This is a genomic window from Amycolatopsis umgeniensis (genome assembly GCF_014205155.1).
GTDB lineage: Bacteria > Actinomycetota > Actinomycetes > Mycobacteriales > Pseudonocardiaceae > Amycolatopsis > Amycolatopsis umgeniensis.
Genome location: NZ_JACHMX010000001.1, coordinates 4,769,806 through 4,787,814 on the forward strand (window position 1 = coordinate 4,769,806; position 18,009 = coordinate 4,787,814).

At 69.5% G+C, this 18,009-nt stretch carries 12 protein-coding genes; 2 read left to right on the forward strand and 10 right to left on the reverse strand.

Annotation, left to right across the window (positions count from 1 at the left end; genetic code table 11):
• Positions 1-138: 138 nt before the first annotated feature.
• From HDA45_RS22420 to HDA45_RS22450, 7 genes are all read right to left on the reverse strand, one after another.
• Positions 139-5,076, reverse strand: coding sequence for an RHS repeat-associated core domain-containing protein (locus HDA45_RS22420; protein ID WP_184898383.1), 4,938 nt, complete (start codon positions 5,074-5,076; stop codon positions 139-141).
• A 36-nt stretch (positions 5,077-5,112) separates the two neighbouring features.
• A complete protein-coding gene (locus tag HDA45_RS22425) occupies positions 5,113-5,625 on the reverse strand; it encodes a YbaB/EbfC family nucleoid-associated protein (protein WP_184898385.1) in 513 nt (170 codons plus the stop codon).
• On the reverse strand, positions 5,622-5,951 hold the full coding sequence (locus HDA45_RS22430; protein ID WP_184898387.1) for a type VII secretion target: 330 nt from the start codon (positions 5,949-5,951) through the stop codon (positions 5,622-5,624). The genes HDA45_RS22425 and HDA45_RS22430 overlap by 4 nt, the downstream gene beginning before the upstream one ends.
• Positions 5,948-7,906 carry a hypothetical protein gene (locus tag HDA45_RS22435; protein ID WP_184898389.1) on the reverse strand — a complete coding sequence of 653 codons (1,959 nt, stop codon included), beginning with the start codon at positions 7,904-7,906 and terminating at the stop codon, positions 5,948-5,950. Before HDA45_RS22435 ends, HDA45_RS22430 begins: the two co-directional genes overlap by 4 nt.
• Before the next feature lie 9 nt (positions 7,907-7,915).
• Positions 7,916-8,329: a hypothetical protein gene (locus tag HDA45_RS22440; protein ID WP_184898391.1), complete on the reverse strand. Its 414-nt coding sequence runs from the start codon at positions 8,327-8,329 to the stop codon at positions 7,916-7,918.
• A 30-nt stretch (positions 8,330-8,359) separates the two neighbouring features.
• Entirely contained in the window at positions 8,360-9,211 is an 852-nt protein-coding gene (locus HDA45_RS22445) for an ESX secretion-associated protein EspG (RefSeq protein WP_184898393.1), read from the reverse strand.
• Between the two features lie 212 nt (positions 9,212-9,423).
• On the reverse strand, positions 9,424-12,366 hold the full coding sequence (locus HDA45_RS22450; protein WP_184905915.1) for a helix-turn-helix transcriptional regulator: 2,943 nt from the start codon (positions 12,364-12,366) through the stop codon (positions 9,424-9,426).
• 472 nt (positions 12,367-12,838) lie between these two features.
• Between HDA45_RS22450 and HDA45_RS22455 the strand changes: the two genes are divergently transcribed.
• Positions 12,839-13,933, forward strand: coding sequence for a S1 family peptidase (locus HDA45_RS22455; RefSeq protein ID WP_184898395.1), 1,095 nt, complete (start codon positions 12,839-12,841; stop codon positions 13,931-13,933).
• Between the two features lie 112 nt (positions 13,934-14,045).
• Here HDA45_RS22455 and HDA45_RS22460 read toward each other — a convergent pair whose 3' ends face one another.
• Together HDA45_RS22460 and HDA45_RS22465 are read right to left on the reverse strand one after the other, a co-directional pair.
• The gene (locus tag HDA45_RS22460) at positions 14,046-14,450 is read right to left on the reverse strand and encodes an SsgA family sporulation/cell division regulator (RefSeq protein WP_101613663.1); all 405 of its coding nucleotides are present in this window, start codon (positions 14,448-14,450) and stop codon (positions 14,046-14,048) included.
• Positions 14,451-14,780: 330 nt separating this feature from the next.
• Entirely contained in the window at positions 14,781-15,266 is a 486-nt protein-coding gene (locus HDA45_RS22465; protein WP_184898396.1) for an Lrp/AsnC ligand binding domain-containing protein, read from the reverse strand.
• Between the two features lie 154 nt (positions 15,267-15,420).
• On the opposite strand from HDA45_RS22465, the gene HDA45_RS22470 reads away from it, so the two are divergent.
• The gene (locus HDA45_RS22470; RefSeq protein ID WP_184898398.1) at positions 15,421-16,458 is read left to right on the forward strand and encodes a beta-ketoacyl-ACP synthase III; all 1,038 of its coding nucleotides are present in this window, start codon (positions 15,421-15,423) and stop codon (positions 16,456-16,458) included.
• Here the strand turns inward: HDA45_RS22470 and HDA45_RS22475 are convergent.
• Positions 16,445-17,929 carry an adenylate/guanylate cyclase domain-containing protein gene (locus HDA45_RS22475; protein WP_184905917.1) on the reverse strand — a complete coding sequence of 495 codons (1,485 nt, stop codon included), beginning with the start codon at positions 17,927-17,929 and terminating at the stop codon, positions 16,445-16,447. The genes HDA45_RS22470 and HDA45_RS22475 overlap by 14 nt on opposite strands.
• Positions 17,930-18,009: the final 80 nt, after the last annotated feature.

Genomic DNA, 18,009 nt, shown 5'->3' on the forward strand with positions numbered 1-18,009 from the left:
AACGTCCCTATTTCCACACACCCCTCACCGACCACATCGAGTGGCCACTGGAAACGCGTCGCCGTGGCCACCGGACCAGCCCGCGTTTAGTCCTCTGGATGCGGTACTACCGCATCCAGAGGACTGAACGCGACGAGGTCAGTCGGTGTCCATCGCGTTGGGATCCTTCTTCTTGCCGGTGTCGAGAGGACCGAAGCCGCCGGCGTCCAGCTTGTCCCAGTCCTCCTTGGTCGGCGTCTTGTAGGTCGCGTCGTGGATGTCCTTGAGGTCGTCGTCGTAGGACCGCTTCACCTGATCCGGCCACTCGCCGTCCCGGACGGCGTCCCGGGTCAGGTGCAGTTCCCGGCGGTCGAGATCCGACAGCGGCGGGGTGGTCGCGGTCGTCCCGGGGCCGGTCGAGTAGGTGAGGCCCTTCCCGCTGGCGTGCGCGTCGTCGATCATCTTGTGGTACGAGTCGTCCGCGATCTTGCCGTCGAGGGTGTTGTTGGTGTCCTTGAACGGCTTTTGGAAGGCGTAGTCGAGCTGGTTGAGCTGGATCGCGGTGTTCGGGTCGCCCGCCTCGATCGCGTTGCGCTCGGCATCGCGGTAGGACTTGCCGGTGAAGCCGGACCCGCCCTCGGTGCCCTTGTTGCCGGTGCCCTGGTGCGAGGCGTGCGCGGGTTTGGCCTCCTGGTAGGCCCAGGCGTGGTTCTCGATGTCCTTCTGGGCGTGGCTCGAACCCCGCGCGCCGCCACTGCCGCGGCCGATCGCCTCGTAGGGGATCGGGTGCTCGGACTCGTGGGACTGCCCGGAGACCTTCTCCCGGCCGTCGGCCTTGAGTTCGTTGTCGTACTTCCCCGTGAGCCGGTTCTGCTCGCGCTTCTTCGCGCCGTGCGTGCCGTCGGCGTAGCTCTGCGGCGGACGCCGCGGCTTCTTCGGTCCCGGCGTCGGCGTCGGCTTGGTGACCCGGTTGCCCGGCGACCTCTTCTTCTTGGCGGCGGCCTTGGCGATCGCCTTGGGGCATGGGCCTGTCTGAGGCTTCGTCGCGACGAGACCGAGCGGGTCGATCATGTCCGTGGGGTTGCCGACGTAGGCCAGCGAGTCCGACGCCGGTTCGAGGCCGAGCGGGTCGTGCGAGAGGTACCGCCCGGTGTCCGGGTCGTAGTAGCGCTTGAAGTTGTAGTGCAGCCCGGTTTCCGGGTCGTGGTACTGACCGGGGAAGCGCAACGGCGTGTACGCCTGCCCCGGCGGCGAAAGCACCTTGCCCCACAACGACGTGTGCAGATGCCAGGCGACGTTGCCCGCTTCGTCGAGCAGTTCGCTCGGCGAGCCGACGAGATCGGTGACGATGGCGTGGAAGCGGGCGTCCTGTCCCGGGATCCGTTCGATCTGGGTGATCGGCCGTTCCGTGCCCGGTTCCCAGTCCCAGACGACGGCGGTGCCGCCTCGAAGCTCCTCGGCGAGGTTCGAGCCGTCCCAGACGAAGTCGATCTGTTCGAGGATCCGGCCGTGGAGGTCGAGGTGCTGTTTCGCGATCCGCCGCCCGAGCGCGTCGTAGTGGTAGAGCCACCGCTCGCCCTCGGGCGTGACAACACCGGTCAGCCGGTCGTCGGAGTTCCACTGGTAGGACCAGTCACGCCCGAGTTTGCGCCGGGCGATCGTGCGGCCTTCGGTGTCGTGCAGGTACGACGTCGAACCGGCTCCGGTCACCAGGGTGCCCTGGTAGTGCCGCGGTCCGACGGCGGGATCCGCGCCGGGCCAGCCCGCCTGCGTGATCGCGCCGGCGAGGTTGTAGCCGTAGCTCTCGCGCCAGCCCTGCCCTTGGACGTCGACGACCCGGCCCGCGCGGTCCACCCGCAGCGAACGCGGTCCCGAGATCAGGTCCGAGATCGACGAGACGAGCCCGTCCCGCAGGTAGCCGTACTCGCGGTGCTGAACGACACCCCGGCCACTGGAAACGGTCTGGGAGGTCAGCCTGTCCGAAGCGTCCCAGCCTTGGCGCAGCTCGACAGGCGTGCCCTCCAGCCGTCGCAGCACTTCCCGGCCGGAGGGGTCGTATTCGAAGCGCAGGGTGCGTCCGGCGGTCCGCAGCGCGACAGGACGGTTCGCGGCGTCGTAGGCGAAGAACGACTCGGCGCCCGACGGGGTGCGGCGGCTGACCCGGCGGCCCGCGGCGTCGTACTCCGAGAGGACGGCCCTGCCGTTCAGGGATTCCGCGACGATCCGGCCCAGCGCGTCGTAGGCGATGGTGACCTCGGAATGCGCGTTGCGCGCCGAGGTCATCCGGTCGGCCGCGTCGTAGGTGAACGTGGCGACGTCGTCGCCCGCCCGGCGGCTGACGACCCGGCCGAGCGCGTCGCGTTCGATGGCGACCGTCTGGCCGAGACCGTTGGCGCGCAACATCAGTTGCCCCGCCGCGTCGTAGCCGTAGTGGGTGGTGCGGCCGTTGAAGTCGGTTTCGCTGATCAGGTTCCCGGCGGGATCGTATTCGTAGTGCCAGGAAAGGCCGTGTTCGTTGGTGACCGACACCAGCCGAAGCTCGGTGTCGTAGGAGTAGGACAGCCGATCGCCGTCCGGGCCGATTTCGGCGGTGGGCAGGTCGAATTGCGAGTACTCGGTGCGCACCGAGAGCCCGCGGGCGTCCACCGTTTCGTCGCTGGAGCCCTCGGTGGTGCGGTTCCAGCGCCATACGGAGCCGTCGGGTTCGATCTGCTCGGCGATCTCACCGAAGCCGTCCCACTTCATCCTGGTGACCTCGCCGAGCGGGTCGGTGACCGAGCTGGTCTGCCCGAACTCGTCGTAGGTGAACCGCGTGACGCCGCCGAGCGGATCGGTGACGGAGACCGGCAGGCCCGCCGCGTCGGACTCGATCAGCGTGACCCCGCCGAGCGCGTCGGTCACGACCGCGACGTTGCCCGCTTCGTCGTATCCGTAGGTGGTGGTGGCGCCGGTCGGATCGGTGGCGCGGACGACCTTCCCGCGCGCGTCGTACTCGCGGCGCCAGACCGCGCCGTCCGGTCCGGTCATGCTGGTCCACCGGTTCAGCGCGCTGTATTCCGCGAGCGCGCGGCCGCCGTCCGGCTGGATCACGGTGACGACGTTGCCCTCGTCGTCCATTTCCCACCGCGTCGTGCGGCCGAGGGCGTCCGTGCGGCTGAGCAGTTTGCCGAAGACGTCGAGTTCGTACCGCGTGGTGTTGCCCAGCGGATCGGTCTCCGCGACGACGCGGTGCAGTTCGTCCAGCTGGTAGCGGGTGACGTGGCCGAGCGAGTTCGTGACCGACGTGACCAGGTTTTCCCGGTCGTACTCGATGTCGACGTCGAGGAAGCCGCCGGTGCCCTGCGCGCGGACGACGCGGCCTTCGGAGTCGAAGCCGTACCCGTACGAGCGCCCGTTGACGTCCTCCCAGCGCACGATGCGGCCCGCGGCGTCATAGGTGAACCGCAGTGGCGAACCGGCGCCGTCGACGATCTCGACCAGACGGCGCCGCTCGTCGTACCGGTAGCTCTGGATCGCGGTTTCCGCGCCGGGCAGGCGAAGCGCGGTGACGAGACCGTCCTTCGACTCGACGAGCAGGCGGTATCCCGCGGTGTGCTCCAGTTCGCGGGGGACGCCGTTGTCGTCGTAGCGCAGGAAGATCCGGTGGCCGTCGCCGACCGCGATCCCGCGCAGCGGAAGCGTGTCCCCGTCGCCGGAGAAGAGCAGCATTCCGTCCGGAGTGGACACGACGTAGCCGTGGTCCACTTTGGACAGTGCGAGCCGCTGTCCGAAAGCCGGGTAGACGGGGGCGTCGGACAACGGGACCGGGTACGTCAGCAGCGACCCGTCGGCGAGCGCGAGATGCAGGCCGTCGTCCTCGACCTCGATCCGCTGGTCCAAAGTGGACGCCCACGACGAACCGAAGAACCGGCCGAGCGAGTACGACGACAGATGCGTCCGCGAAACGGTTAGCGGCAGGACACCGGCGAACACGACGTCGTCCTGTGTCAGCATCATCGAGCCGGTCGCGACGTCGACAGGGTCACCGCAGTCGGGGCGCTTCTTGGGCGGGACCCCGTTGCCCGGATCGTTGTTGTTGTTCTTGATCCGGTTGTCCGGCTCCGGTTTGGGGGCGCCGCGGTCCTTGGGCGGAGGTGGTGGGCTCCCGGACGGCGTGGTCGGCCCGTCCGGGGTCTCGTTCTTCGGCGGAGGCGGCGGGTCGTTCTTCGGAGGCGGTGGCGGCGGATCGTTCTTCGGCGGTGCGCCGGACGGCGACGTGCCGCCGCCCTTGTCGCCGTCGGGGCTGCCCTTGGGTGTCGTGCCTTCGTCCAGCTTCTTCGGCTTGGGCCCGGGCGCGCCCTTTCCGGGCTGCAACTTCTTCATCGCCTTGGCCGCGTCGGCGAACAGGTCGTCCGCTCGCTTGAGCAGCGGCATGAGCGCTTTGAGCGCCTTGACGGTCTTCTTCGTCAGGTTCGCGATCTTGCTCGCGGTCTTCGCCACGGCGTTGACCACCTGCGGGACCACCCAGGTCAGCCCGATGCCCAGGGTGAACAGCACCTGCAGCGCCCAGCTGATCATGTGCCCGATCAGCTCGGCGATGATGTCGCGGACCAGCGCGCGCACGGCGGCGACCACCTCGCCCGCCGTCTTCACCCCGCTGGAGGCGCCTTCGCAGCCTTCCTTCGCCGCTTCCAGCAGGGTGGCCGTGTCCTTGGCCCGGTCACGATAGGTGTCGGCCGAGATCCCGGTCCAGCTCTGCAGATCGGCGGAGACCATCCCGGCCAGATCGGCGCCGACCGCGCCGAGTTCGGTCGCGATGTTCTTCCAGGTCTCGGCGTTCGCGTTGATCTCGTCGGCGTTGCCGGTCAGCGCGTCGAGTGCTTCCTTGAGCGGCCCGACGTGCTCCATCAACCAGCCGACGCCGTTCGCGAGGATCGCGCCGAAGGGGTCCATCGCCATCGACAGCGCGTCGAGCGCTGTCCCGACCGCGCCCAGCGCCACCGAAGCCCAATCGCCACTTTCGATGGCCGACTTCAGATCGAACGCCGACTCCAGCAGAGAGGAGCCGGTGTAGGCCTTCGTCGAGTCCTTTACGTCAGCGACCAGCGGGTTACCCAAGACACAAACCTTCTTCGATGTTCAGGAACGACGGTCTCACCAGGGTGAGTTGCCCTCGTCTTCCGGCGCTTCGTGGCGCTTCTCACGAGGCGCCTGCGGGGTCTCGGCGGACGGTGGCGGGGGCGCGTCGTCCGCTGGAGGCTCTTCGTCCTCGATTTCGGGGAAGCGGCTGCGCAGGGTGCCGATCATCAGCGACCGGGTCTCCTGGTCCTCGTCGCCGAGCGTTTCCTGCATGACCTCGGCGACCTGGCCCGCGATCCCGGCCTGCGCCTGGTGCATGGTCGCGAGGATCTGCCGCGACAGCTCCTCGAGCGGGTACGTCCTCGCCTTGTTGCCGAATTCGAGGCCCGTCACGCCGCCGTCCGCCCCGACGGTCACCTTGACGGCGCCGTCGGAGCTGGACGCGGACAGCCGCAACTGCTCTGTCCGCTCCTGGGCGGCCGCGTAGCGCTGAGCCTTGTCCTCGAGACCTTGGGCCCACTGGTCCAACTTGCGTTCTGCCTCGTCGGGGTCCCTGATGAGATCCCCGAGCTCGTTCGGGCGGGTCACTTCTTTCCTCCGATGTCCAAGGCCTTGAAATCGGCGTTGAACGGTTCCGCGTTGTTCTTGTCGCCCTCTACATAGGACTTCGCGGCGGTGCGGACGTTGTCCGCCGTCGCCCGGATCCCTTCCGCGGCGGATTTGATCGCCTCCGCCGCGCGTTCGCCGGTCGGGTTGACGATCGGCGGCAGGAACGCGCACAGCAGGCCGTACGCGTCCGACGACATCGCCGAACCGGTCGCGCCGTGCGCGGTGTCCAAACGGTCCACGAGCCCGTCGAGATGGCTCGCGTGCGCGGTCAGGTCGTCCGGATCGACTTCGAACGAAGCCGTCACTTCCAGTCCTTGTTGTTCCAGTCACCGATCACCGGCGGTGCGACGATCTCGTCGGCGGCGAAGAAGGACGGGTCGTCGGATTCGAGGTAGTCGGCGGCCTTGTGCTCCTTGTCGTCCTCGCCCTTCCCCTTGCCGCCGGGCGCCATGCCGCCACCCATCGGGCCCATGCCACCGGGGGTGCCCGGCTTGCCGGAACCGGCACCGGCCGCACGGGCCGCGGCCGCCTCGGCCTCCATCGCGCCCGCGGCGCCGCCCATGCCGAGCGCGCCGGTCATCTTCCCGGCGCCGCCGAGACCGCCGGCGCCCGAGCCACCGGCACCGCTGCCGCCGCCGAAGCCGCTGCCACCACTGCCGCCGCCGAAACCGCTACCGCCGGTGCCGCCACCCGGGATGTTCGGGATGTTCGGCATCTTGGGCGGGGTGTACGGCGTGGGCTTGTAGGACGAGCCGGGGTCCGGGAAGTTGGGGATGTTCGGGCGCGGGATCGGCGGGATCCTCGGCGGGACCTGGTTCGGTCCGCCGTTGGGCCCCGGGATGTTCGGGATCCCGATGTTCGGCGGGTTGTACGGGAGACCGCCGCCGGGGCGCGGGCCGCCGGACTCGGGGAAGGGGATGTTCGGCGGGGTGAACGACGGCGGCGTCACGGACGGCGGCGTGTAGCCCGTGGTGTGCGTGGTGTCGTCGATCTTCGGCAGGTTCGGCGGCTGATAGCTCGCCGCCGGGGGACGGTAGGTTTCGCCACCGGTCGGCCCGTTCGGGATGGAGATGTTGGGCATGGCCGGGTTCGAGCCAGGGCCGCCGCCAGGACCGCCGCCACCGGGGAAGCCGCCGCCAGGGCCGCCGTTCGGCGAGTTGAAGGGCGACACACTGCCGGGACCGCCACCCGGGCCGCCACCGGGCCCGCCCTGCGGCGAGCCGTCGAGCGAAGCCGCGATGCCGTCCGGCCGCGTACCGTCCGAGCCCACGTTGAAGGGGCTGGGGTTCTGCGTGCCGTCCGCGCCGTCGGGCGACATGTGGTCGCGAAGCGAGGCGGGCGACGCGCCACCGCCGCCGGACATCGGAGTGCCCCGCATCTGCCTGGTCGCCTGCGCCGTCGGCAGCTTCGGCGGAGCGGGGAACGCCGGGGTGGCGATCGCCGAGCCGACCGTGGTGTCGAACTCCGTCATCACCTTCGCGGCCTGGTCGCGCGCGTCCTGCTGCTTCTTGAAGGTGCCGAGGTCTTTCCCGAGCTGGGCCATGTACAGCTGCGGGTCTTTGATCGTCTGCAGGTTGGCGTTGGCCTCCTGCACGCTGAACGCCACCGGCGGGTTCGCGTTCATGAGCTTCTGGGTCTCGTTGAGCGTCTGCGAGTGGATCTGCTGCTGCCGTCCGGTCAGGGTGGCGCCGTTCGCGGTCGAGCCGAGCCACTTGCCGACACCGGCGAGGTGTTCGCGGGCCGCGTCGCCGCCCTCGCCCTGCCAGTTGCCCGTGCTCGCGTTGATCGCCTTCGCCAGGTTGCGCTGGTGGCTCGCCAGGTCGTTGCCCGCCCGGACCCACTCCTCGGAGGTCTCGCCCACCGCGGCCGAATCCGCGTTCTCCGCGATCGCGGCCTGCATCTGCTCGTGGGTGGCGTTGCCCCAGACCGTGGACGGCGGCTCGCCGGGCTTGCGGATCTCCAGGTCTTTCTCGAGACCTTCGCGCGCCTTCTCCAGCTGCCCTTCGTACACCTTCTGGGTGAACTTGTCCTTTACGCCGTCGAGTGCCTTGTCACCCCAGCCGAGGAGGTGGAAGAGGACATCGGTCCCGGCCGAGGCCCCGGCCCGGATCTCGTCGCCGGAGGCGGCCTTGTCGGCCAGCGGCCCCACGTAGTACTGGGACGACGAGTCGGCCGTGACGTCGTAGAACGGGTCGAGCTTGTTGTACTCGGGCGAGTTCGGGTCGGAGACCTTCGCCGTCTTCTCCGCGGATTCGGTCACGGGTCTCTCCTAGATCTCGGTGTCGATCCGCTTCAGGTTGCGCTGGTTCTCGTTGTCGCGTTCCCGGTAGTTCCTCTTCGCGAGTTCGATCGCCTCGACGTAGGTCGGGAATTCGGCGCGGGCGGCCTGAAGTTGGGTGAGCAGGCCCTGCGCGTCCGTCGCGGTGCCGTGCATGTGCTGGGACACCCACTGCGCGGTCGCGGTGGAGCTCATCGGCGGCGACTTCTGCAGCTTGCTCAGCGCGCTCCAGCGCTCCTCGAGGCTGTCGATCACACCTTGGAGTGAGCGGATCATCTCCTGGCCGGTGCTCTCGTCGACGGCGAACCCGCCCTGCACCGCCATACGCTTCAGTTCCACGCCCGCGAGCATCTTCGTCGGTGCCCACGCCATGGCCGGCTTCAGTTCTTGTGCTTCCTCGGTCAACGGAGGATCCTCTCGCCGGGTTCAGGAAGGTCAGTAGATGTCAGCGATGGCTTCCCGGATCGAGTTCGCCACGCCCGCCTGACTGGCCGGGTCGTAGTGACCGATCACGGCGCCTGAGGCTTCGTCGGTCTCAGTCCAGACTAAGTACCGGCCGTCTTCGGTGTCGAGCCAGCTCAACGGCGTGGACCGGAGCCGCTCACCGCGGCGGCCGATCCCGCTCACGATGATGTGCCCGCCGCCGAGACGGGTCCCGGACAGCACCTTTTCCAGGACCTCGATGTCGCTCTCGTCGTTGCGCGGGGCCGGAGCCTCGGTCCTGGCGCGGACGACGCCGGTGAACTGGAGGTTGCCGAACGCGTCGGTCTCCTCCTCGTCGAACTCGGCTTCGGCCTGGCGGCGCGCTGTCATCGCGGAGACGGCGCGCTCTTCCTTCTGCACGATCGTGCGGCGGCCGGTCGAGGCGGGGCGCATCCGGGGCAGGACACCGGAAAGGACCTCGACCAGCTCTTCGTCGGAGAAGAGCGCGAACTGGAGGTCGTCTTCCCCGTGGGCCTGCGTGATGCCGAGCGCCTGCCTGCCGTCGGTGAGGGTGAGGACGGCGATGTCCTGGCCGATCCCGTCGATGCCGTTGATCGAAACCGTGATCCGGTGGTTCGCCAGCAGCGCGAACGCGGTCCGGATGGCCGGGCTCAGCTCGCCGTTGACCGAGAGCCTGCGCTGCTCGAGATCGGTGTAGACCTTCCGGATGACCGCGGTGTAGCGCTCCGGGTCGATCGAAGTGTTGCGGACGCGCAAGGGAAACAATCGGACGTCGACGCCCAGCGCCTGCCCGACCACTGTCGCCTCGACCGTCCCCAGCGCGAAATCGGCTCGCTCAGCCATGCTTCTGCGCTACTCCCTCGCGGGGGCCAAGCCCCGTCACGATCGGCTGACCTGCATAGAGGGGGCCGACTTTGTTAATGGCCAAAACAAACTAGCACAGCGCATGACTGTACGGAACCACACCGACACCGCTCGACCCGATGGAATGGATCACAATGCCCGATCGGGCACTTTTCTTGCCCCTAAAGGAATAACGGCTGTTCGCCGCGAGGTTACCGGTCGACCGCCGCGGGCGCGTAGGTCGTCATCCGGCGGGCCACATCCGTTCGCGATCGGGCCCCGAGTTTCCGCAGAACCTTGGCGACGTGTTGTTCCACCGTACGCGGGGAAAGGAACAGTCCGTCCGCTATCTCCCGGTTCGTCCGTCCGTCGGAAAGCATCCTCGCGACCTCGAGTTCCCGCGGCGAAAGCTCCTGGCCGTAGCCACGCCTGCCGCGCTGAGAGGGTGCCCACGCGCCGTGCTCCCGCAGCTGGTGGCGGCACCGGCCGGCGTCCCTGGTCGCGCCGAGCCGCTCGTAGGCCTCCGCGGCCGCCGCGAGTTCTTCGATCGCGGGGCGGTTGCCCGCGGTGAGACGGCTCGCGTTCAGACGGCCCGCGTTGAGCCGGCACAGCGCCGCCCGCTCCCGGGCGCCGATGGCCTGGTACGGCATCGGCAGCGCCTCGTAGGCCGCCGCCGCCTCGTCGAAAACCGTTGCCGCGGCGGGGTGTTTGCCGCGCGCGTCGAGCAGGATCGCCCGGCCTGCGAGCAGCGCGGCCCGGGAGACCGGCGAGTCCTTGCCTTCGACGCCGCGGGCGAACTCCTCGACCACGGCGTCCGCCTCCGACCAGCGCCCGGCCCGCGTGTAGGCCTCGGCCGCGGCGGGGACCAGCCCGGCCGCCCACACCCAGACGCCCTTGCGCCGGGCGGCCGCGACGGCGTTGTCGGCCGTCGCGCACGCCCCGTCGACGTCTTCCGTCGCGAGGAGCACGCGGATGAGGACCCCCGCCGCCGAAAGGACGACGGGGATGGGCCCGTGCTCCGGCGCGTGCACCCCCGCCGCGGTCAGATGTCGTTGCGCGGCGGCGAATTCCCCGCGGACGGCGGCCAGCCCGCCGAGGACGAGCGAGGACTCCATGACGATCGGGCCCAGGTCGGGGTAGCCGTCGCGAAGCTGCTCGGTGGTCTCGGCGAGCCCGGACCAGTCACCGCGCACCCAGTCCAGCCGGACCCTGGTGCCCTGCGCGAGCCCGGCGGCGTAGAGCGCGCCGGCGTCGGTCGCGCGGCGGATCCCTTCGGTGACCAGCTTTTCGGCCCTGGTGAGATGCCCGGCCCAGGATTGCGCGTCGGCGAGGTTGCACCACAGGCGCGCGAGCTGGACGCGTTCGGCGACGCCGCTGCCCTGGTCCGGGAGCCGGGTGAACTCGGTCCAGGCCGAGCCGTCGCCGATATGGGCCTGAGTGGAGATCCGGTCGCCGAGGAGCGCGAGCCGCAGCTCCGGGTCCTCGATCCGGTCGAAGACCTCGCGGGCGCGCGCCATCCAGACCTCGTGCCAGGACAACGGCGTCAGCCCGTCGATCGGCTGCGCGAGCAGGTTGATCCCGCGCGCGGCCAGCTCCGGCTCGTCGACCAGTTCGGTGATCGCCTTCTCCACCTCGACCCGGCCGCGGCCGAGCCGTCCGATCGTGCGGACGAGCAGCATCCCGAGGCTGAGCCGGATCGTCCCGCGCACGCTCGGACGCAGGTCGGTGAGGTCTTCGAGGATCCGTTCCAGTGTCTCGATGACGTCCGGGCGGAAGCCGCGCAGCGCGACCTGGCTGAGTTTCGTGGCCAGCCGGGCGATGTCGTCCTCGCCCAGCCCGGCCTCGGCCAGGACGGACTGGAGCAGGTCGATCGCGCGTGACGTGTCGCCTTGGGCGATGGCCTCGTCGGCGGCGGCTTCGGCGTAGTGACGCCACTGTTCGGTCCGCCCCGCCGCGCGCGAGTGGTTCGCCAGCTGGGTCAGCGGGGGCACCGGCCGTTCGGCGAGCACCTGGATGGCCCGCGAGTGCAGCAAGGTCCGTTCCGGACCGCTGATGGTGTCGTAGACCGCCTTGCGCGCCAAGGGATGCCGGAAGCCGTACCGGTCGCCGCCGAGTTCGCCGAGCACACCGGCATCCAAAGTGGACAGAAGGGCGGCGCGGAGCCTGTCGCCGGAGAGACAGGCGAGTTCGCCGATCACCGAGGGTTCGGACGGGACGGCGAGCACCGCCGCCGCACCGGCCAGCCGCACCGCGGGTTCGGGCAGTCCTTCGAGCCGTTCGGTGATGGCTTCGCGCAGGGAGATCGGGACTTCGAGGCTTTCCAGCAGCCGGTCCGAGAGCACTTCGCCGATCGGCAGCCGTCCGGCGGCGTCCCGCAGCGCCCGCAGGGTCTCTTCGACCACGAACGGGATCCCGGCGGTGCTCTCGTGGAGTTTCGCGGTGAACGGCGCGGAAACCCTCGGCAGGTCCAGCAGCTCCTCGGCCAGTTTCCCGACGGCCTCGACGTCGAGCGGGCCCAGTGTCACGCGGGCGGTCTGGACGTTCGGCGGCGTGCGGAACGGGATGCCCGCGCCGCCGTGCCTCGACGACGAGCCGGTCCGGTACGCGGCGACGACGGCCAGTTCGGCGGGCATGGCGGCGGCGAGGAACCGCATCAGGTCACGGGTGCCCTCGTCGGCCCACTGGAGGTCGTCGATCAGGACGAGCGCGGGCCCGCAGGCGATCAGGAGTTCACGGACGGCGCGGAACTGGCGGTGCCGTTCGGCGCACGGGTCGGTGAGCGGTTCCGGTTGGGGTGGAAGGCTTTCCGCGAGTTCGGGCAGCAGGGGTCTCAGCACCCCGGCGACCGGGCTGAGCGGGCCGAGCGGCCGGTCGCCCGCCGAGCGCAGCGCTTCGAGCACCGGTCCGAAAGGGAACGGCTCGCGCATCGGCTGGCAGGCACCCGAGAGCACCCGGCCCGCCGCGAACTCACGGCGTCCGGCCAGCTCTTCGAGCAACCTGCTGCGGCCCATCCCCGGTTCGCCTTCGATCAGCACGGCGGCGGGACGGCGCAGCAGGATCTTCACGATCGCCGAGACCTCGACGTCGCGGCCCACGAGTGCCGTCGATCCGGCGCGGACCGAAACCGAGGTCGGGCGAGGGGTGGCAAGCCACATCATGCGCTCCTCGGTTGGGAGTTCCCGCTGAGCCCGACACGATCTTGTGCGTTGTCCTGCGGAGCCTAAGCACTGCCTACCTGGTCGTAAACCACCCAACACGGACAGCACGGGCACCCCGTTAGGCCGTCCGCGAACGCACCGTCACCGGTTGGCTGACGGATCGTCGGTTGGAAAATCACCGGACGCTCGAAACATCGGCCAGAAACCCGATCCGGCGATTCATCCCACGTTCAGGGGGTGGCCATGACTACGCAAGGTATTCACAGGAATCCCTACTTACGGACGTGTCCGTACGGGTGCCTGCTCTAGGTGACCGCCCCTGGAGCAGCGGATTCGGTTCCCGAAGAATGGGTATACCTATCCCGCGCCGATCCGGATTGCGGGCCCTGCCCCGTTCCAGAACTCTCACCCGTCAGGGGAGGGCTATCGCATGGCGAACCGGAGCCGTGCGTGATGACGAGGGAGAAGCATGAAGATCACGAAGCTCCTCGGTGTGGCCGCCACGGCAGCACTGGCCACCGGCGCGCTCGTCACGGGTACCCCCGCGGCGGCGTCCTCGGACACCCTGCTGAACGCCGAGATGGTTCCCGCCCTGCAACGGGACCTCGGCCTGACCGCCGGACAGGCACTCGCCAGGATCCAGAGCGAGACCGCCGCCGGCACGCTCGAACAGACACTCGCCTCCGCGCTCGCCGGCAGCTTCGGCGGCGCGAGCTACAACGAGGCCACCGGCAAGCTCCGCGTCGGCGTCACGGACGCGGCGAAACTGGGCCAGGTCCTCGCCAGTGGCGCGGAAGCGGAACTCGTGCGCTTCTCGGCGGCCCACCTCGATTCCACTGTGGACAAACTGAACGCGGGTGAGCGTGCGGCGGACGGCGCGATCACCGGCTGGGGCGTCGACGCCAAGACCAACCGCGTCACGCTGAACGTCTTGCCGGGCGAGAGCGGCGTCGTCGACTCGTACCTGGAGAAGACCGGTGTGGACAAGGCCGCCGTCACGGTGGTCGAGACCTCTTCGGTGCCGACCCTGAAGTACGACGTCCGCGGTGGCGACGCCTACTACATCAACAATTCTTCGCGCTGCTCGATCGGCTTCTCGGTCAACGGCGGCTTCCTCACCGCCGGACACTGCGGCCCCGGCACGGTGACCGGCTCCAACCGGGTCGCGATGGGCTCGTTCTCGCGGGTCAGCTTCCCGAGCAACGACTACGCCAGCGTCCGGGTCAACAGCAACTGGACGCCGCGCGGCATCATCAACAACGGCACCCGCGTGAGCGGCTCGAACGTGGCGGCCACCGGCGCCTCGGTCTGCAAATCGGGTTCGACCACCGGCTGGACCTGCGGCACCGTCGGCGCCAAGAACCAGACCGTCCGCTACGCCGAAGGCACGGTCTACGGCATGACCGCCACCAACGTGCGCTCCCAGGCCGGCGACTCCGGTGGATCGTTCATCGCGGGCAACCAGGCCCAGGGCATGCTGTCGGGCGGTAACAGCTCGGTGACGTACTTCTTCCCGGTCCGGCCGGCGTTGTCCGCGACCGGAACCTCCCTGGTCCTCGGCTGATCAACCCCTCCCGGTCGCCGAGGCCGCCGAACAGGACGAAGGGCGGTCCGAGTGCCTCCAGCGCACTCGGGCCGCCCTTCGTCTTCGTACCGCGGGAGCGGTGGCTTGGGTCTTACACGTTGCTGATTTCCTCGATCAGCGCCTCGACGTCGAAGTACTCGCTCTCGGAGCCGAGCTGGACCAGCTCGAAGGTCGAGCCGAGGAAGGACTCGACATCCTCACGCTCGAGCTCGAACGACGCATAACCGTCGGGTGACTCGATTTCCAGCGTCAACATGGCCTCGTCCTCGGAGAGGTCGGGGCGGACGCGGACGTCGCCCAGTCCGGCGGGGTCGGTGAGACCGGCGGCGAGCAGCTCACGCGCGAAGGTCCACTCGACCCACCGGCCGCGCTCGGTCCGGAACGCCACGGTGACCGCGTACGGCTCGGCGACGTGGAAGGACAGGCGGGAGAGAACGGGCGTGCTGCTGTTGTTCAGCAGAACGAACTGGCTCTGGTGAATTGCGTCGGTGTGCACGGCCACTCCTCGGTGCTCTCGTGGTTCGCGCGGCGCGAACTTTTTCGTCTCGAGGGGGAGATGGCCGGGTACGGGGCGAATGACGCGACTATGGCCACGTTCACGCTATCGGCTGCATATGTCCATAGTGGTGTAACGCCGGGCACAGACCCCTTGCGTTCGGGCCGATACCCGTGGTGACGAGGCCGGGGAGCCCACCTGGCGTTGCGCATGACGCAACGTTCCACTGAGGACTGTCCTTTTTGGATCCTGGGGAGCCGAAGGGTGCCATGCCCGCATGTGACGCGGTGAAGGACGCTTTCGCCCCATGGGACGCGGGGAAAGGCCCCTTCAGCCCCCGGTCAGGGGGTCCAGCGGCAGGGTCAGTCCCGTCTTGACCCTGTCCATCGCCACCGACGTCGTGAAGTGCCGCACGTTCGGGTTGTCGAAGAACATCCGCCGCGTGAACACCTCGAAGTCCGCCATGTCCCGGCAGGTCACCACGAGCACGAAGTCGGCGTTGCCGGTGACGTAGTAACACTGCTGGACGTTGTCGTCCGCGAGGACCTGCCGCCGGAACCCGTCGAGCACCGCGAGGTTCTCCCGCTCCATCTCGACCATCACCACGAACGTCATCGACAGCCCGAGCGCCTGCGGCGACAGCACCGCCACCTCGCGTTCGATCACCCCGGTCTCGCGCAGTCGCTTGATCCGCCGCTGCACGGCGGCCGCGGACAGGCCCACCTTCGCGCCGATGCTCTCGGCGATCGTGCGGGCGTCGGACTGAAGGCAGGCGAGGATGGCGACGTCCAGGCGGTCGAGGTCGGGTGTGTGCACCCGGTCAGGCTAACCGGACGACTCTCCGGGACGCCTGATCTTTGTTCGCGCCGCGGGGCGGCGTGGATCACCCCATCGGGGGCGGTGAGGATTCTTCGAATTGTGACCCGGAACACAACTGACGGGTCTACTGAATGGTAGCGCTTACAAGTGAATGGCAGACCTCTCTTTTTCCCCGCGAAAGGATTTCTTGGTGCCCTCATCTCAGGCGGCCGTTCTCGCCGGTCTCGGCTCTTGGCTGCCTCCGCGCGTGGTGGGCAACGAGGAGATCGCCCAGCGGCTGGACACCTCCGATGAGTGGATCCGCTCGCGGACCGGTATCGCCGAACGCCGGGTCGTCGACCCCGGGACGTCCACTGTGGACCTCGCCGTCGAGGCGGGGCGCCGCGCGCTGGCGTCGGCGGGGGAGGCCGAGGCGGACGCGGTCGTGCTCGCGACGTCGACCGCCGACCAGCTGTGCCCGGCCAGCGCGCCGCAGGTCGCGACCAAGCTCGGGCTGAACGGCGTGGCCGCGTTCGACGTCAACGCCGTGTGCAGCGGGTTCATCTACGGCCTCGCGACCGGCGCCGGGCTGATCGCCGCCGGGATCGCGCGGCGCGTGCTGGTGATCGGGGCGGACGTCTTCACCTCGCTCGTCGACCCCGAAGACCGCGGCACCGTGCCGATCTTCGGCGACGGCGCGGGCGCCGTCCTGCTGCGCGCGGGTGACGCGGACGAGCTCGGTGCGCTCGGCGCCTTCGACCTGCACAGCGAAGGGGAGCTCGCGGAGCTGCTGTGGGTCGAGGCCGGCGGCGCGAAGAACCGCCGCTCGGAAGACCCGCGTGACCACTATCTGGTGATGCAGGGCCAGACCGTCTTCCGCCACGCGTGCGCGCGGATGGCCGAGTCGGCGCGCGCGGTCCTGGCCACCGCCGGGTGGGTGGTCGGCGACATCGACCGGTTCATCGGGCATCAGGCGAACATCCGCATCCTGCAGACCTGCGCGAAGCAGCTCGGGCTCGCGGAGGACGTGATGTACTCGAACATCGAGAACGTGGGCAACACGAGCGCGGCGTCGATCCCGATCGCGTTGGCCGACGCCGTCAAGGACGGGTCGCTCCAGCCGGGGCACCGCGTCGTGATGGGCGCCTTCGGAGCCGGTCTGACCTGGGGTTCGACGTTGCTGCGCTGGCCGGACGTCATTCCGGGCTGAGCGCGCTCGCCTCCCAGGCGTGCGTCGGCTCCTGGCGCCCGCGCAGCTCGAGCTCCGCGTACGGCTCCCAGTGCGCGCGCTCGCTCTCCAGCGCGGCCTTGAGCACCGCTTCGCTGGCCAGGATCCGGCCGCCGGCGGACTTCGCGTGCTCGGTGAGGCGCGCGGCCTCGTTCACCGCGTCGCCGATGACGGTGTATTCGAACCGGCTGCTCGTCCCCAGCTGACCGGCGAAGACCCGCCCGCTCGCGACCCCGATGCCGAGGTCCAGCTCGCCGGTCGCCTGGACGGCGTCCCGGATCGCGCGCGCGGCCGAAAGCGCCGCCGTCGGCGCGTCCGCGAGCCGTGTCGGGGCGCCGAAGACGCAGAGCGCGGCGTCACCCTGGAACTTGTTGAGCAGCCCGCCGCGGGCGCCGACGGCGTTGACCACGCTGGTGAAGAACCGGTTGAGCATCGTCACCAGGTCTTCGGGCGGGGTGCGGCTCGCCAGGGCCGTCGAATCGACGACGTCGACGAACAGGGCCGTCACCTCGCGCACGTCACCCGAAAGGGAGGCGCCGTACTCGAGCGCGTGGCGGGCGACCTCGTCCCCGACGTGCCTGCCGAAGAGGTCCCGCATCCGTTCTTGTTCGCGGAGTCCGGCGGCGAGGTCGTTGACCGAGGTCTGCAGCAGGCCGATCTCACTGGAGTCGTCGACGTCGACCACGATGTCCTTGTTGCCGCGCGCGATCTCGTCGAGCGCGACCCGGAGCCGGTGCAGCGGGGTCGCGACGGCCTTCGCGAGCAGTCCCGTCCCGATCGCGCCGACCCCCAGCCCGATCACCGAAAGCATGATCAGGCTCGCGACGTGGTCACCCTGGCCGAGGTCCGGCGGCGTGGCGACCAGCAGGACACCGAGGAACGGGACACCGCTCGCCAGCGACCAGGTGACGATCACCCTGGTCCGCACGGTGACCTTGAGCGACCCCTTCGGCGGGGTCACCTTGAGCGCGATCGTCATCACCGGCCGCGCGACCCACTCCGCGGCGAGATAGGTGAGGCCGACCGTGGTCAGCCCGCCGAGCCCGATGACCAGCGCCATCCCGAGCGCGTCCATCCAGGACCCGAGCACCCTGGCGAGTGACCCGAGCACGATCGTGCCGATCAGCCAGAGCGTCCCGCTCACGATCCCCATGTCGACCGGGAGCCGGAGCGCCCGCGCGGCCTCCGCCTTCGTCGGCGGGCGGCCGAAGACGAACCAGACCGCCGTGCGCCGCTGCAGCCACGCCGTCCACAGGGTGCCGACCACCAGCGACAGCGCCACGATCCCGGCCGCGGTGACCCCGAGGATCCAGCCGCTGTCGCCGACTTCGCTCGGCAGGCCCTGCAGGAGCAGCAGCAACGCCACCACACCGGCACCGCACACACTGGACCCGATACCGAGCGCGGCGAAACCGAGACTGGTCCTGAGCACCAGCCGGAACCGGCTCGACATCGTCTTCCCGCGCACCCGGTGATCGTATGACCTCCGCCGGAAAACGGTTGGCCGGTTCTCGGGTGCGGTGGCTACGGTGC

Bases quoted from the DNA above. Each gene is read 5' to 3' on its own strand.
- HDA45_RS22445 (WP_184898393.1), bottom strand. From the start codon at position 9,211: ATGGCTGAGCGAGCCGATTTCGCGCTGGGGACGGTCGAGGCGACAGTG.
- HDA45_RS22450 (WP_184905915.1), bottom strand. From the start codon at position 12,366: ATGTGGCTTGCCACCCCTCGCCCGACCTCGGTTTCGGTCCGCGCCGGA.
- HDA45_RS22455 (WP_184898395.1), top strand. From the start codon at position 12,839: ATGAAGATCACGAAGCTCCTCGGTGTGGCCGCCACGGCAGCACTGGCC.
- HDA45_RS22470 (WP_184898398.1), top strand. From the start codon at position 15,421: ATGGCAGACCTCTCTTTTTCCCCGCGAAAGGATTTCTTGGTGCCCTCA.
- HDA45_RS22475 (WP_184905917.1), bottom strand. From the start codon at position 17,929: ATGTCGAGCCGGTTCCGGCTGGTGCTCAGGACCAGTCTCGGTTTCGCC.